The 13595-nt window shown below is 71.6% G+C and carries 10 protein-coding genes; 6 read left to right on the forward strand and 4 right to left on the reverse strand.

Annotated features, from left to right (window positions below; translation table 11 throughout):
- Positions 1-40: 40 nt before the first annotated feature.
- Together fdhA and ABGB14_RS04180 are read left to right on the forward strand one after the other, a co-directional pair.
- A complete protein-coding gene (fdhA, locus tag ABGB14_RS04175; RefSeq protein ID WP_347642173.1) occupies positions 41-1264 on the forward strand; it encodes a formaldehyde dehydrogenase, glutathione-independent in 1224 nt (407 codons plus the stop codon).
- Between the two features lie 438 nt (positions 1265-1702).
- Positions 1703-2329, forward strand: coding sequence for a hypothetical protein (locus ABGB14_RS04180; RefSeq protein ID WP_347642174.1), 627 nt, complete (start codon positions 1703-1705; stop codon positions 2327-2329).
- A gap of 123 nt (positions 2330-2452) precedes the next feature.
- Here ABGB14_RS04180 and ABGB14_RS04185 read toward each other — a convergent pair whose 3' ends face one another.
- On the reverse strand, positions 2453-4399 hold the full coding sequence (locus ABGB14_RS04185; protein WP_347642175.1) for a glycoside hydrolase family 32 protein: 1947 nt from the start codon (positions 4397-4399) through the stop codon (positions 2453-2455).
- Between the two features lie 278 nt (positions 4400-4677).
- On the opposite strand from ABGB14_RS04185, the gene ABGB14_RS04190 reads away from it, so the two are divergent.
- Together ABGB14_RS04190 and ABGB14_RS04195 are read left to right on the forward strand one after the other, a co-directional pair.
- Positions 4678-6267 carry an ABC-F family ATP-binding cassette domain-containing protein gene (locus ABGB14_RS04190; protein ID WP_347642176.1) on the forward strand — a complete coding sequence of 530 codons (1590 nt, stop codon included), beginning with the start codon at positions 4678-4680 and terminating at the stop codon, positions 6265-6267.
- A gap of 97 nt (positions 6268-6364) precedes the next feature.
- Positions 6365-7114, forward strand: a complete 750-nt coding sequence (locus ABGB14_RS04195; RefSeq protein ID WP_347642177.1) for a MauE/DoxX family redox-associated membrane protein — start codon at positions 6365-6367, stop codon at positions 7112-7114.
- Positions 7115-7185: 71 nt separating this feature from the next.
- Here the strand turns inward: ABGB14_RS04195 and ABGB14_RS04200 are convergent, their stop codons facing one another.
- Positions 7186-7581, reverse strand: coding sequence for an STAS domain-containing protein (locus ABGB14_RS04200; protein WP_347642178.1), 396 nt, complete (start codon positions 7579-7581; stop codon positions 7186-7188).
- A 327-nt stretch (positions 7582-7908) separates the two neighbouring features.
- Here ABGB14_RS04200 and ABGB14_RS04205 point away from each other — a divergent pair, with 327 nt between their 5' ends.
- Positions 7909-9261, forward strand: a complete 1353-nt coding sequence (locus ABGB14_RS04205) for a potassium transporter TrkG (protein WP_347642179.1) — start codon at positions 7909-7911, stop codon at positions 9259-9261.
- Positions 9262-9282: 21 nt separating this feature from the next.
- On the opposite strand, the gene ABGB14_RS04210 is transcribed toward ABGB14_RS04205, so the two are convergent.
- Both ABGB14_RS04210 and ABGB14_RS04215 read right to left on the reverse strand, forming a co-directional pair.
- Positions 9283-10299: a hypothetical protein gene (locus ABGB14_RS04210; RefSeq protein WP_347642180.1), complete on the reverse strand. Its 1017-nt coding sequence runs from the start codon at positions 10297-10299 to the stop codon at positions 9283-9285.
- A gap of 79 nt (positions 10300-10378) precedes the next feature.
- Positions 10379-11971, reverse strand: a complete 1593-nt coding sequence (locus ABGB14_RS04215; protein WP_347642181.1) for a peptide chain release factor 3 — start codon at positions 11969-11971, stop codon at positions 10379-10381.
- A 111-nt stretch (positions 11972-12082) separates the two neighbouring features.
- On the opposite strand from ABGB14_RS04215, the gene ABGB14_RS04220 reads away from it, so the two are divergent.
- A complete protein-coding gene (locus tag ABGB14_RS04220) occupies positions 12083-13588 on the forward strand; it encodes an alkaline phosphatase D family protein (protein WP_347642182.1) in 1506 nt (501 codons plus the stop codon).
- Positions 13589-13595 lie beyond the last annotated feature (7 nt).

Genomic DNA, 13595 nt, shown 5'->3' on the forward strand with positions numbered 1-13595 from the left:
CGAGAAGACCGTCACTCCACTGCGCGAGGGAAGGAACGTCATGCCTGGCAACAAAGCCGTCGTCTACGAAGGTCCAGGCAAGGTCGAGGTACACGAGACCGACTACCCCGAGTTCGAGCTCAAGGACGGTCCGGGGGTGAACCAGGCCAACGTGGGGCGCAAACTGCCGCACGCCGCGATCCTGAAGACCGTCGCGACCAACATCTGCGGCAGCGACCAGCACATGGTCCGCGGCCGCACCACGGCTCCGCCGGGCCTCGTGCTGGGCCACGAGATCACCGGCGAGGTCGTGGAGACCGGGCCGGACGTCGAGTTCATCAAGACCGGCGACCTCGTGTCCGTGCCGTTCAACATCTCCTGCGGGCGCTGCCGCAACTGCAAGGAGCGCAAGACGGGCGTCTGCGAGAACGTCAACCCCGACCGTCCCGGGTCGGCGTACGGCTACGTCGACATGGGCGGCTGGGTCGGAGGACAGGCGGAGTACGCGCTGGTTCCCTACGCGGACTGGAACCTGCTCAAGTTCCCGGACAAGGACCAGGCCATGGCCAAGATCCTTGACCTGGCCATGCTCGCGGACATCTTCCCGACGGGTTTCCACGGTTGCGTGAGCGCGGGCGTGGGCCCGGGATCGACCGTCTACATCGCCGGCGCCGGCCCGGTGGGGCTGGCCGCCGCCGCGTCGGCGTTCCTGCTCGGCGCCGCCGTGGTGTTCGTCGGCGACCTGAACAAGGAGCGCCTGGACCAGGCGCGCAGCTTCGGCTGCGAGACCATTGACGTGTCCGCCGGCGAGCCCAAGGACCAGATCGAGCAGATCCTCGGCGCGCCGGAGGTCGACTGCGCCGTCGACGCCGTGGGTTTCGAGGCCCGCGGCCATGGGCGCGAGTCGGAGGAGGAGCATCCGGCCACGGTGCTCAACACGCTCATGGACGTCACGCGGGCGGGCGGTGCGCTGGGCATCCCCGGCCTGTACGTGACCGGAGACCCTGGTGCGGCCGACGAGGCCGCCAAGCACGGATCGTTGTCGATCAAGATCGGTCTCGGCTGGGCCAAGTCGCACAGCTTCGTCACCGGCCAGTGCCCGGTCATGAGGTACAACCGAGAGCTGATGATGGCGATCCTGCACGACCGGGTGCAGATCGCGAAGGCGGTCAACGCCACGCCCATCTCGCTCGACCAGGCGCCGCAGGGTTACCACGAGTTCGACGAGGGTGCCGCGCGCAAGTACGTGCTCGACCCGCACAACATGTTGTCCACGGCGGCCTAGGGCCGCCGCGGGCCGCGAGCGGAGCGTCCGATCCGCTCGCGGCCCTTTCGTGTTTCCGTGCGATCGCAGTTATCAAGCGTTATCACAGTTTCTCGCGCTTTCTTGTCGCGCCTAACATATAGAGGCGAATGTCCGTTATTTCGTGCCATGTCGACTTGTCTTGAGTAGGGTTGCGTGGAGTGCCCGTATCGAGCTGATGAGTCGATATTGACTTTTTTTCACTGGTTCTTTCCCGGTGCTGGGACTTCGGGCGCGGCGTGGCGTTGTTGCGCAGGTCGCGGCAACTGTAAGCATCGTACCGATCTCGTTGGCTTGCCCGGCCGACAGTCGCGGCCACGGGTCGCATTCCGAAAGGAACGGTACATGTTCACACTTATTCCCCGAACCGAGAAAACAGCTATGTCCGCCCGGTCCAGAATGGGACATTCGCTGCGGCGTATGACGAAATCGACAGTGCACGGCACCTTGACCATGGCCCTGGTCGTCACCATGGCCCCGGCGGCGCTCGCGAAGGACGACGACGACCGCCTCCGCAAGTTCCGTCACCGCGACCACCACGGACGGTGCAGCCCGCACACGTTCTTCAGGGTCAAGCGCCTCTCGCCGCGCAACTTCTTCGTGCCGCGCACCCGCTTCATCGACGGCCCCGGCGGCTCGATGACGGTGTCCGTCACGCGCGAGCACGAGGTGCTCGCCTTCCTCGAGACCGAGCGGGAGAGGAGGATCGACGTCACCTCCACACGTACCCCCGAGGACCCCTCGCGCTTCCACGTCACCGAGGTGGTCAGAGCCCTGCGCAAGATGGGGCTTCCTCACCTGGAGGAGCGGCACATGGTCTTCACCGGGCACGAATACACCCGGGAGATCACCAAGGGCAAGTACGGCAACATGTGGTACCGCGTCTTCGGCTACCGCGTCGGCTGGTCGGCCTGGCGGGTGCTCGGCACGTGCCGCCACGTCGAGGTCGGCACCGGCATCGCGAACGTCCCCTCCCGGGTGGAGGGCTGGCGTTACTGGGAGACCAAGCATCCGAAGTTCAAGAACCGCCTGCTGTCCTGGAAGTGACGAGGCCGAGCCCGTGACCCCGGACGCGGCACCGGGACCTCGGCACGGTGGGCCGGGGACTCGATGCCAAGTTCGCGGAGGTGGCGGGCTGCCTCGCAGCCCTGGAGCCGTGGCCTTTCGTGGTCAGCTCACCCGGATGTTCTGGAACTGGGCCGTGCCGTCGAAGACGTTGAGCCCGAAGTGGCCGCCCGCGTACTGGTCGTCCTGCGCGTCGATGACGGGCTCGGCACGATCGTCCAGATAGACCTTGATGTTCTGCCCCCGCGTCACGACCTTCAGGTGGTAGGTCTGACCCGCCTTGATGGGCGCCCTGTACGTGGCGATGTCGCGGCCGGGCCGCCACAACTTCACCACGCCCGCCTTGCTGTCGACGTTGGCCGTGTAGTGCCTCCCCGCCCACGGGTCGGCCCGGAACGTGAGCGCCGCCGCGGTGCCGTCGACCAGCCGCACGTCGCCCTCGTAGGTGAAGTCCGACCCGGTGTGGTCGCTGAGGTAGAACGCGTCGCCGCCGGCCGAGCCCTGCTTGCCGGCCGCCACGTCGGTCCACGAGCCGCTGACCACCCGCCACTGGCCGGGCAGGTTGTGCTCCAGCGTCGGCTCGCCCATGCCCCACGCGGGGGCGAGCTCGTGGATGCGGAGCGAGACGAGCCTGACACCGCCGCCCTCGACGTGCAGCGCCACGCCCCTGCTGTCGGCGCGCGGATCGAAGGCCACGTTCCTGGTGATCGAGGCCAGGCCGTCGTTGCCGAACACCTCCAGCTGCCCCCGGTCCACCAGGAGCCGCATCGTGACCCGGCCGCGGGAGGGTTCCAGGGGAGCGCCCATGAGCGTGCGGGCCGCCATGTCGTAGAGGACCTCGCTCCCGGCGTCGCCGCCCGGCCGTACGTCCAGCTTGAACCCGAACCGCTTGGCGGTGGCGCCTCTCACGTCGAACTCGGCCTCCACCTCGTACGTGTCGAGGGACTGGTCCCGCAGCAGCTTCGCGGCCGACGCCGGGGTGAGCCCGCGGCCGTGCCACGAGGAGGTCCGGTAACGCAGCTTCTCCAGCTCCTTGATGGGCTGCCGGGTGACGCGGACGCCGTCGCCGGTCGTGCGCAGGCCGAGCACGGCGGGGAAGCTGGCGTTGCCCGTCCAGGTCGCGCCCTGGTTGCCGCCCATCCAGGCCATCTGCACCACCCTGTCGTCGGGCATGTCGTTGAAGACCTGCCCGGCGTAGAAGGAGCCGCCGGCGTGGTTGGTGCCGTGGTCCATGCGCTGCGGCCTGTCCCAGCCGGTGGTGAAGGCCGTGCCGTCGAAGTCGCCGACGACGTACTCGCCGCTCGCGTCGGTGAGCACCCACTTCGTCCTGCGCCTGTCCCCGTCGACGGGGAGGGCGAAGAAGTCGGGGCACTCGAACAGCCAGTCGGCCGCGTACCTGCTCTGGAACGTCCAGTCGAGCAGGTCGGGGGAGGAGTAGATGTTGACGCCGTTGCCGCCCGCGTCGGACCAGACCAGCATCACCCACCGCTTGGTGGCGGCGTGCCACAACACCTTGGGGTCGCGGCTGGTGCCGGGCATGGTCACGACCTTGCGCCCGTTGTCGTACGCCTTGAAGGTGCGGCCCGCGTCGGTGCTGTAGAAGACCGAGACGCCGTTGGTGCCGGAGAAGACGACGAGCGGGTCCTCGGCTCCCTCGCGCAGGCCGGAGGTGTTGGCCGCGTCGACGACTCCTGCCCCTGACCACAGGTCGCCGGGGTGCACGCCGGGTTCGAGGGCGATCGGCTTCTGGGTCCAGTGGACCAGGTCGGTGCTGGTGGCGTGGCCCCAGTGCATGGTGTCCCAGCCGAGACCGTGCGGGTTGTGCTGGTAGAAGAAGTGGTAGGTGCCCTTGTAGTGGAGGAGCCCGTTCGGATCGTTCATCCAGCCGCCCCGCGAGCTGAAGTGGAACTGGCCCCGGTACGGCTCGGTGTACGTGGTCGGCTGGTAGGGGAACTCGGGGTGCTCGGGGGCCTGGGCGGCGGCCGGAGCCGCGGCGACGACCATGCCGGTGAGCGCGATGAGGGACGTTAAGCCGCGGGCGAGCCGTCTCATGACATCAGGGCCTTCCATCTCGGGGAGTGCGAGTGTCAACGTTGACATATGTCAACGTTGACATCGGCTTGCAGAGCATCATCGGCCCTGCTTCCAGAAACGTCAATGCCTCGTCCGCGTAACAGGACCGGCGTGCCGCGCGGGCCCGGCGGTAAAGGGGAGGAAGGTTCGCGAAGCGGCCGGTACACTGGCCGCATGTCTACGCCCCGGATCTCTTAGCCAGGACACCCGCTTCCGCGTCACCTGTGTGTCCTTGAGCTTATCCGGAGCGTCATCCCATGATCACCTTCCGTGGTGTCGACGTGCGCGTCGGCGCCCGCCTCCTGCTGTCGGGCGTCACCGCCCACGTCGCCCCCGGCGACCGCGTCGGCCTGGTCGGCCGCAACGGCGCCGGCAAGACCACCCTCATGAAGATCCTCGCCGGCCAGGCGCAGCCCGCGGCCGGCTCCGTCACCCGCTCGGGCCCGGTCGTCCACCTCCCGCAGGACCCCGCCGCCGCCGATCCGGACACCGCCGTCCTCGGCCGCATCCTCTCGGTCCGCGGGCTCGACCAGGCCGTACGCGCCCTGCGGTCCGCCGAGAGCGCTCTCGCAGACGCCGCGGACGAGCGGGCGATGGCCCGCTACGCCCGTGCGGAGGCCGAGTTCCAGGTCCGCGGCGGCTACGCGGCGGAGGCCGAGGCCGCGAGGGTCGCCGCCGGGCTCGGCCTGCCCGACCAGGCCCTCGCCCGGCCGGTCGGCACCCTGTCCGGCGGGCAGCGCCGCCGGGTCGAGCTGGCCCGCGCGCTCTTCGCCGAGCAGGGCGTCCTGCTGCTCGACGAGCCGACCAACCACCTGGACGGCGACTCCATCGCCTGGCTGCGCTCCTTCCTGGCCGGCTACCCGGGCGGCCTGGTCATGATCAGCCACGACACCGGGCTGCTGGCCGACGTGGCCAACCGGATCTGGCACGTGGACGGCGACCGGGCCGCGCTCGACGTGCACAACACCGGCTGGCACACCTACCTGGCCGACCGCGAGGCCGACGACCGGCGCAGGGCCCGGCTGCGGGCCGCCGCCGAGCGCAAGGCCGCCGCGCTGCACGCCCAGGCCGGGCGCATGCGCGCCAGGTCGGCCACCGCCGTGCGCGCCAGGGACATGGCCCGCCGCGCCGACCGCATGCTCGCCCAGACGCAGCCCGTACGGCGGGACGAGAAGGTGGCGCGCATCCGGCTGCCCGAGCCCGCGCCCTGCGGCCGGATGCCGCTCGGCGCGATCAGCCTGACCAAGTCCTACGGCACGGTGCCGGTGTTGCCGGGGATCGACCTGGCCATCGACCGGGGGAGCAGGCTCGTGGTGCTGGGGCTCAACGGCGCCGGCAAGACGACGCTGCTGAAGCTGCTGGCCGGGCACGAACGTCCCAGCGCCGGCCGGGTCGTGCCCGGCCACGGGCTCAGGCTCGGCTACTTCGCCCAGGAGCACGACACCCTGGACCCGGCGCACACCGTCGGGCAACATCTGGCCGGCGTCGCCCCGCACCTCACCGGCGGCGAGGCCAGGACGGTGCTCGGGTCGTTCCTGTTCGGCGGCGACGACGTCGACAAACCGGTCGGAGTGTTGTCGGGCGGGGAGAAGACCCGGCTGGCGCTGGCCGGGCTGGTCAGCTCGCGGGCCAACGTGCTGCTGCTCGACGAGCCGACCAACAACCTCGACCCGGCGTCCAAGGCCGAGGTGCTGGCGGCGGTCGGGGCGTACCGGGGGGCCGTGGTGATGGTCACGCACGACCCCGAGGCCGTCGAGGCGCTGCGGCCCGACCGGGTGCTGCTCCTGCCCGACGGGGCCGAGGACCTGTGGAACCCCGGGTACGCCGACCTGATCGCGCTCCGGTAGGGCGCGGCCGTCCAGGCGCGCCAGGAAAAGACCAACCGGACGCCAACGGCCAGGTGCAGGGTGTGCCGATGGCGACGCCGACGGGCCGGGGGTGAGGATGGGGGAGTTCCTGCGGGTCTTTCCGCCGGTGCTGCTCGTGGTCGTCTTCGCGGTCTCGTCGCTGGCGAAGGTCTCCGGCGCGGAGGCGTTCCGCGGCTTCGCCGCCTCCGTACGCGCGTTGCGGCTGCTCCCGGACCGGTGGGCGGGCACAGTGGCGGGCACAGTGGCGGGCACAGTGGCGGGCACAGCGGCGGGCACAGCGGCCGGTGCGGAGCTCGTCACGGCGGTCCTGCTGCTCACCCCGTGGCGCGCGGCCGGGCTGGCCCTCGCGGCGGCGGTGCTGGCCGTGTTCGCCGGGGTCGCCCTGGTGACGCGGCGGCGAGGGCTCGCCGTGCTGTTCGCTCCGGCGGAGCCCATCCGGGCGGCCGACGCCCGCCCGCCGGTGATGTTGCCGGTGGGCGGCGCGCCGGGTGACTTCGTGGCGGCCGACGTCGACGGCGCGAAGATGTCCAGGCAGGACCTCGGCGCCGGGCTGGTGGGCTTCTTCTCCGCGACCGGTCCCGCGTGCGCCGAGCGGCTGCCCCGGTTCATCGAGCTGGCCGCGCGGCACGACAACGTGATCGCCGTCGTCGTCGGCGAGCCCGGCGAGACCGCGGAGCCGGCCGGCGCCCTGCGGCCCGTCGCCCGCGTCTTCACCGAGCGCCGCGGGGAGAGCCTGTCCACGGCGTTCGGCGTGTACGGCTACCCGGCGACCTGCCGGCTCGACGGCACGGGCACGGTGCTCGCGCACGACGTGGAGCTCGCGTGAGTGAGGACGCCTCCGGGGATCCACCGCCGCGGCGGTGTGCCTTCACCGGCGGACGGTGAGGGACGTCCCCGTCAGTTCCATACCGCCGTGCCGGCGTTGTGGACCCGGGTCAGCGTGGCCAGGAGACCGCCGGGCGGGTCGCAGAACTGGAAACGTTTGTCCAGCCCGGTCACCTTGAGCAGCCGGGCCAGGCGGGACTGGACCCCGCTCAGCACGAGGCGGCCGCCCGCGGCCTCGGCGGTGTTGGCGGCCGAGATCAGCGCGCCCAGCCCCGAGGAGTCGCAGAAGGCGACCTCACGCAGGTCGGCGATGATGAAGGGCGGCGTGCGGCGTGACATCGCCTGCAGCAGGCCACGGCGGAACTCGGGCGCCGAGGTCATGTCGAGGTCGCCCGTCACCGTCAGGACGGCGGCTCCATCGCGCTGGGTGACGACGCAGGTGAACCCGGTCCGGTCTTCGCTCCCCATGCCGCTCCTCCGCTCCCAGCATCCGCGACGTCCCCGCCCGGGACGTGCGGCGATCGGGGTCGCCTCCATGATTGCACAGTGCAACGGAGCCGGGAAGTCATGGGCATGGCGCCATGATCGGCGTACAACCCTCCCTAAGCCTCAGAAGGGGCAGACGCCCAGGTGGCGGGCGCCCGACCTCTGTTGGCGGCGCCGCCGCGGGCTGCGCTAGCGTATGGCCCGGAGTGCCGCGGGTGAGGTCGGCGCGTCAGCCCGGGCGACTCGACGGAGGCTCCACATGAGTGACAGCGGCGGTGGGGCGGGCGGCCCTTGCGGCCGGGAGGCGGGATGACGCCGCGCCGGCCGGCGGTGCCGGGGCGCGGCCGGCATCCGGCCGTGGTGATCGCCACCGGCTTCGGGCTGGCGGTGCTGGTCGGCACGTTGCTGCTGGCCACCCCTGCGGCCACCGCCGGCGGCGAGCCCTCGCACTGGCTGACCGCGCTGTTCACGGCCACCTCCGCGGTCTGCGTGACCGGCCTGGTCGTGGTGGACACGCCCACGCACTGGTCGGTGTTCGGCGAGGTGGTCATCGCGCTGCTCATCCAGGTCGGCGGGCTGGGCATCATGACGCTCGCCACGCTGATCATGGTCATCGTCTCCGGCAGGGTGGGGTTGCGCGCCCGCCTGAGCGCGCAGCTGGAGACGAAGTCCGTGGTGGCCGCCGACCTGCGCCAGGTGCTGCGCAAGGTGGTGCTGTTCAGCCTGGTGTGCGAGGCGGCCGTGGCCGCCGTGCTCACCGTCCGCTTCGTCGTCGGGTACGGCGAGCCGCCGGGCCGGGCGGCCTACCTGGGCGTCTTCCACGCGGTGTCGGCGTTCAACAACGCCGGTTTCGCGCTGTGGCCGGACAACCTGATGCGGTTCGTGGCCGATCCGTGGATCTGCCTGACCGTCGCCGTGGCCGTCGTCGTCGGCGGGCTGGGCTACCCGGTCGTCTTCGACCTGCTGCGCCACTGGCGGCGCCCCAGCCGCTGGTCACTGCTGACCCGGGTCACCGTCGGGCTCAGCGCCCTGCTGATCGCGGCGGGCACGATCGCGTTCCTCGCGGCCGAGTGGCGCAACCCCGGCACGATGGGCCCGCTGGACGACTCCGCCAAGCTGCTGTCGGCCTTCTTCGCCGCGGTCATGCCGCGCTCCGGCGGGTTCAACACCCTCGACATCGGCCAGATGAACCCGTCGTCGTGGCTGGTCACCGACGTGCTGATGTTCATCGGCGGCGGCAGCGCGGGCACGGCGGGCGGCATCAAGGTCACCACGTTCGGCTTCGTGCTGTTCATGGTCTGGGCCGAGCTGCGCGGTGAGAGCCAGGTCAACATCGGCCACCGCCGGCTGCCCGCCGCCACCCAGCGCCAGGCGCTGTCCATCAGCCTGCTGGGCGTCTTCCTGGTCATGGTCTCGACCTTGCTGATGCTCACGATCACCTCCCACGGCCTGGACCGGGTGCTGTTCGAGGTGATCTCGGCGTTCGCGACCAACGGGATGTCCACCGGCATCACCGCGAGCACCCCGCTGGCCGGGCACGTGCTGCTCAGCCTGCTGATGTTCGTCGGCCGCATCGGGCCCTTGACGCTGGGCTCGGCGCTCGCGCTGAAACAGCGCACCCGCCGCTACGAACTTCCGGAGGAACCCGTGATCGTCGGTTGAGCCGCGGCGGGCGCCACCGGATCACTCCGGCGACGAAGGCAGGGGACGCAACGGGCCCCAGCGGTCGGCGATGCGGTTGGCCACGACGTAGATGAGGTTGACCGTCACGATCGCCGGGGCGATCACCCCCACGAAGCCGGCGAACTCCCGCTCGAACGCCACGGCCAGGATCACCGCCGTGATCCCGTTCTGCTGCGCCAGCCCGAGGTGCACACGGTCGGTGACGGGCAGCCCGTGGGTGAGCACCAGCGCCGCGAGCATCTGCGCGGCGAACGCGGCGAGGCCCAGCAGCATGCCCTTCATCAGGTTCGCCCCGCCCACCAGCAGCAGCCCCATCAGGAACGCGGACAGCGCGAACGCCGCGGTCACCGCTCGCGCCAGCCACCGCGAGTCGGGCATCCGCAGGTAGAGGCCGGCGGTGGCCACGCCCAGCATGAGGGAGCTCCAGGCCGCGGAGACGACCGCGGTGGCCGCCGCCAGGTAGCTCAGCAGCGGCGGAGCCTTCCTGATCAGCCGCCAGACCCCGTACGCCGCGGCGGCGAACAGCGCGTTGAGCCCCAGGTCGGCCAGGTAGGAGAGGGTGAGCCCGCCCTCGGCGGGCCTGGTCAGCGACACGGCGTAGAACGCGAGGATCACCGTGACGGGGTCGTCGAACGAGGACCACGCCCCGAGAATGGTCTTGGCGCGTGACGACAACCGGTTGTCGGCCATCACCGCGGCGACCGACAGCGGGTCGATCTGGGCCACGGCGATCGCGAGGATCATCGCCCGCGGGTCGCCGGTGACGAGATACATCACGCCGGCGATGAAGGCCGCCTTCAGCAGCACGCCGACGGTCACCGCGAGCAGGATCAGCTTCCCGTGCTGGCGGGCCTCGGTGCGGTCGATGCCGTGCGTGCTGCCGTACAGCCCCACCGCCAGCAGCAGGCTGCTCAGCAGCAGGTAGGCGCCCGAATGCTCCAGGCCCGTGACGTCGCCGAGGTCGGCCGCCGCCCAGCCGAGCCCGACGAGGAGCAGCAGGAACGCGATCTTGACCAACGTCTCACTCCCCCTGCGGGCCGGGCTCTCCGAAAGGGTTCATATCACTGCGCCGGGCGCGGCACCAGACGGCGGGGAATCACCCGGGCTCCTGGCTGGTGTCGGCGATCAGCGGCTCCAGGACGATCCCGGGATTTTCGCGCATGATGGACCGCATCCGCCACTGGTCGGTGAACAGCGCCAGCAGCGCCTGGTCGCGGCCGCGCTCCAGCACCTCGGCGCCCCGCCGGCCGGCCAGCAGCGGCACGGAGGCGGCCTCGGTGCGCCGGGCCAGGGTGTAGTCGAGCCGGTCGAGGCTGATCTGCGCGCCGAACTCGGCGGACAGGCGGTGCTGCACCACCTCGAACTGCATCGGCCCGACCGCCGCCAGCACCGGCGCCTGGTCGCCGCGCAGGTCGGAGCGGAGCACCTGGATGACGCCCTCGGCGTCGAGCTGGTCGATGCCGCGCCGGAACTGCTTGGCCTTGCTGGAGTCGCGGGCGCGGGCGACGGCGAAGTGCTCGGGCGCGAAGCTGGGGATCGGCGGGAAGGTCACCGCGGACCCGTCGTAGAGGGTGTCGCCGGGGCGCAGCGCGGTCGCGTTGACCAGGCCGACCACGTCGCCGGGGTACGCCTCGTCCAGCGTGGTGCGCTCCTGGCCGAACACGCTCTGCGCGTATTTGGTGGCGAACGGCCGTCCGGTGGCGGCGTGGGTGAGCACCATGCCCCGCTCGAACCGGCCCGAGCAGACGCGTACGAACGCGATCCGGTCACGGTGCGCCCGGTCCATGTTGGCCTGCACCTTGAACACCAGCCCGGAGAACGGCGCGTCCAGCGGGCGCACGGCGCCGGCGACGTCGGACCGGTCGTCGGGCGGGGGAGCCAGCTCGACCATGGCGTCCAGCAGCCGGGCCACCCCGAAGTTCGGCAGCGCCGCGCCGAACAGCACCGGGGTCGACTCGTGGGCCTCGAAGGACTTCTGGTCGTGGTCGGCGCCGATGGCCGCCAGCAGCGAGACCTCCTCGCTCGCCTGCTCCCAGTCATGCCCCAGCTCGACGCGGGCGCGCTCGGCGGTCAGCTCGTCCTGCTGGGCCCGGGTGGCCCCGCCGGGGGTGCGGGTGTAGCGGACGGCGCGCCCGGTGGCCCGGTCGATCACGCCGTGGAAGTGGCCGGCGGCGCCGAGGGGCCAGGTGACGGGGGTGGGCCGCAACCCGGTGCGCTCCTCGATCTCGTCGAGCAGTTCCAGGGCGTCGCGGCCGGGACGGTCCCACTTGTTGACGAAGGTGATGACCGGGATGCGGCGATGGCGGCACACCTGGAACAGCTTCATGGTCTGCGGCTCCATGCCCTTGGCCGCGTCGATCAGCATCACCGCGCAGTCGACGGCGGCCAGCACCCGGTAGGTGTCCTCGGAGAAGTCGGCGTGGCCCGGGGTGTCGACGAGGTTGAACACGTGGCCCCGGTAGTCGAAGCGGAGCGCCGCGGAGGTGATCGAGATGCCGCGAGAACGTTCCAGCTCCATCCAGTCGGAGGTGACGCCGCGCCGGCCGGCCTTGCCGTGCACCGCCCCCGCCGCGGTGATGGCGGAGGCGTGCAGCGCCAGCGCCTCGGTCATCGTGGACTTGCCCGCGTCCGGATGGCTGATGACGGCGAACGTCCGGCGGCGGCGGCCTTCCTCCCTGATGTCGGTCATCGTCCTATCTTGCCGGGTCATCGCGCATGGCCGTGACGGGTGTCATGCGGGGCGGCGCCGGCTGGCGTGTCCGCGCACCGGTAACCCGCGCTTGTGGCGATCATTCTTCCTGTGCTGAACCGGAGGTCGTTTCTCGCGATGGGGCTGGCGTCGGGCCTGCCGCCCCTGGTGCCGTCCGCCGCTTTCGGCGAGCCGTTCACCCTGGGGGTGGCCTGCGGCGACCCCCAGCCCGGCGGGTTCGTGGCATGGACCCGCCTGGCCCCGCAGCCGCTGGCCGAGGACGGGTTCGGCGGCATGCCCGCGGCGCCCGTCCCCGTGCACTGGCAGGTCACCAGCGACCCGGCGGGCAGGAACGTGGTGCGCCACGGCGTGCAGGTGGCGTACCGCGCATGGGCGCACAGCGTGCACGTCGAGGTCACCGGCCTGCAGCCGGGACGGGAATACTGGTACCGGTTCAAGGCCGGCCCCCACGTCTCGCCGGCCGGGCGGGCGCTGACCGCTCCCGTGCCGGGCTCGATGCCCAGGTCGCTGCGCGTGGCCGTCTGCTCGTGCGCCAACTACCAGCACGGGCACTTCACCGCGTACGCCAGGATGGCGCGCGAGCGCCCCGACCTGATCGTGCACCTCGGCGACTACATCTACGAGCAGGGCAGCGACCACGTGGCGCTGCCCGGCGGCAACGTCCGCGCGCACGAGGGGCCGGAGGTCGTCACCCTGGCCCAGTACCGCCGCCGGCACGCGCTCTACAAGACCGACCCCGACCTCAGGGAGGCCCACGCCGCCGCCCCGTGGGCGGCCATCCTGGACGACCACGAGGTGCTCAACAACTGGACCAACCTGATCCCGCCGCAGCGCCGGGAGGCGGCCTTCCGCGCCTACTACGAGCACATGCCCCTGCGCCCGCCCGCCCGTCCCGGCAGCACCGCCGTCCAGCTCTTCCGGCGGCTGCGCTGGGGCAGGCTCGCCACGCTGCACATGCTGGACACCCGCCAGTACCGCGACCCGCACCTGTGCGGCGCGGGCTACAGCTCGTGCCCGGCGCCGGCCGACCCCGCCCGTACGATGATCGGCCTGGACCAGGAGAACTGGCTGCTCAGGGGGTTCCGGCGCTCCCGTGCCCGGTGGGAGCTCGTCGGGCAGCAGGTCTTCTTCGGCCAGCGTGACCGCGACCCCGGCGAGGGCCGGCTGGTCCGGCAGGACGCCTGGGACGGCTACACCGGCAGCCGGCAGCGGATCACCGAGGGCTGGGTCAAGGCGGGCGTGCGCAACGTCGTCGTGCTCACCGGCGACGTGCACGCGCACTGGGCGGGCGACCTCGTCCTCGACTACGACGATCCCGGCGCGCGTCCCGTCGGGGCCGAGCTCGCGGTCACCTCCATCGCCAGCGGCGGGGACGGCCGCGACGACGATCCGGCCACGGACCCGCTGCTGGCCGCCAACCCCCACCTGAAGTTCCACCTGCGGCGCAGGGGCTACCTCATGGTCGTGGTCACGCCCGGCGCGCTCAGCGCCGACTTCATGACCGTCCCCTATGTCAGCACGCCGGGAGCCGCGGCGCTGACCGCGGCCACGTTCACGCTGTCCGACCTCGTCGACGGGTTGCGCCGCCAGGCGTGACAGGATC

It is taken from the genome of Nonomuraea sp. B10E15 (assembly GCF_039871615.1).
Taxonomy (GTDB): Bacteria; Actinomycetota; Actinomycetes; order Streptosporangiales; family Streptosporangiaceae; genus Nonomuraea.

Bases quoted from the DNA above. Each gene is read 5' to 3' on its own strand.
- fdhA (WP_347642173.1), top strand. From the start codon at position 41: ATGCCTGGCAACAAAGCCGTCGTCTACGAAGGTCCAGGCAAGGTCGAG.
- ABGB14_RS04180 (WP_347642174.1), top strand. From the start codon at position 1,703: ATGACGAAATCGACAGTGCACGGCACCTTGACCATGGCCCTGGTCGTC.
- ABGB14_RS04185 (WP_347642175.1), bottom strand. From the start codon at position 4,399: ATGAGACGGCTCGCCCGCGGCTTAACGTCCCTCATCGCGCTCACCGGC.
- ABGB14_RS04190 (WP_347642176.1), top strand. From the start codon at position 4,678: ATGATCACCTTCCGTGGTGTCGACGTGCGCGTCGGCGCCCGCCTCCTG.
- ABGB14_RS04195 (WP_347642177.1), top strand. From the start codon at position 6,365: ATGGGGGAGTTCCTGCGGGTCTTTCCGCCGGTGCTGCTCGTGGTCGTC.
- ABGB14_RS04200 (WP_347642178.1), bottom strand. From the start codon at position 7,581: ATGGGGAGCGAAGACCGGACCGGGTTCACCTGCGTCGTCACCCAGCGC.
- ABGB14_RS04205 (WP_347642179.1), top strand. From the start codon at position 7,909: ATGACGCCGCGCCGGCCGGCGGTGCCGGGGCGCGGCCGGCATCCGGCC.
- ABGB14_RS04215 (WP_347642181.1), bottom strand. From the start codon at position 11,971: ATGACCGACATCAGGGAGGAAGGCCGCCGCCGCCGGACGTTCGCCGTC.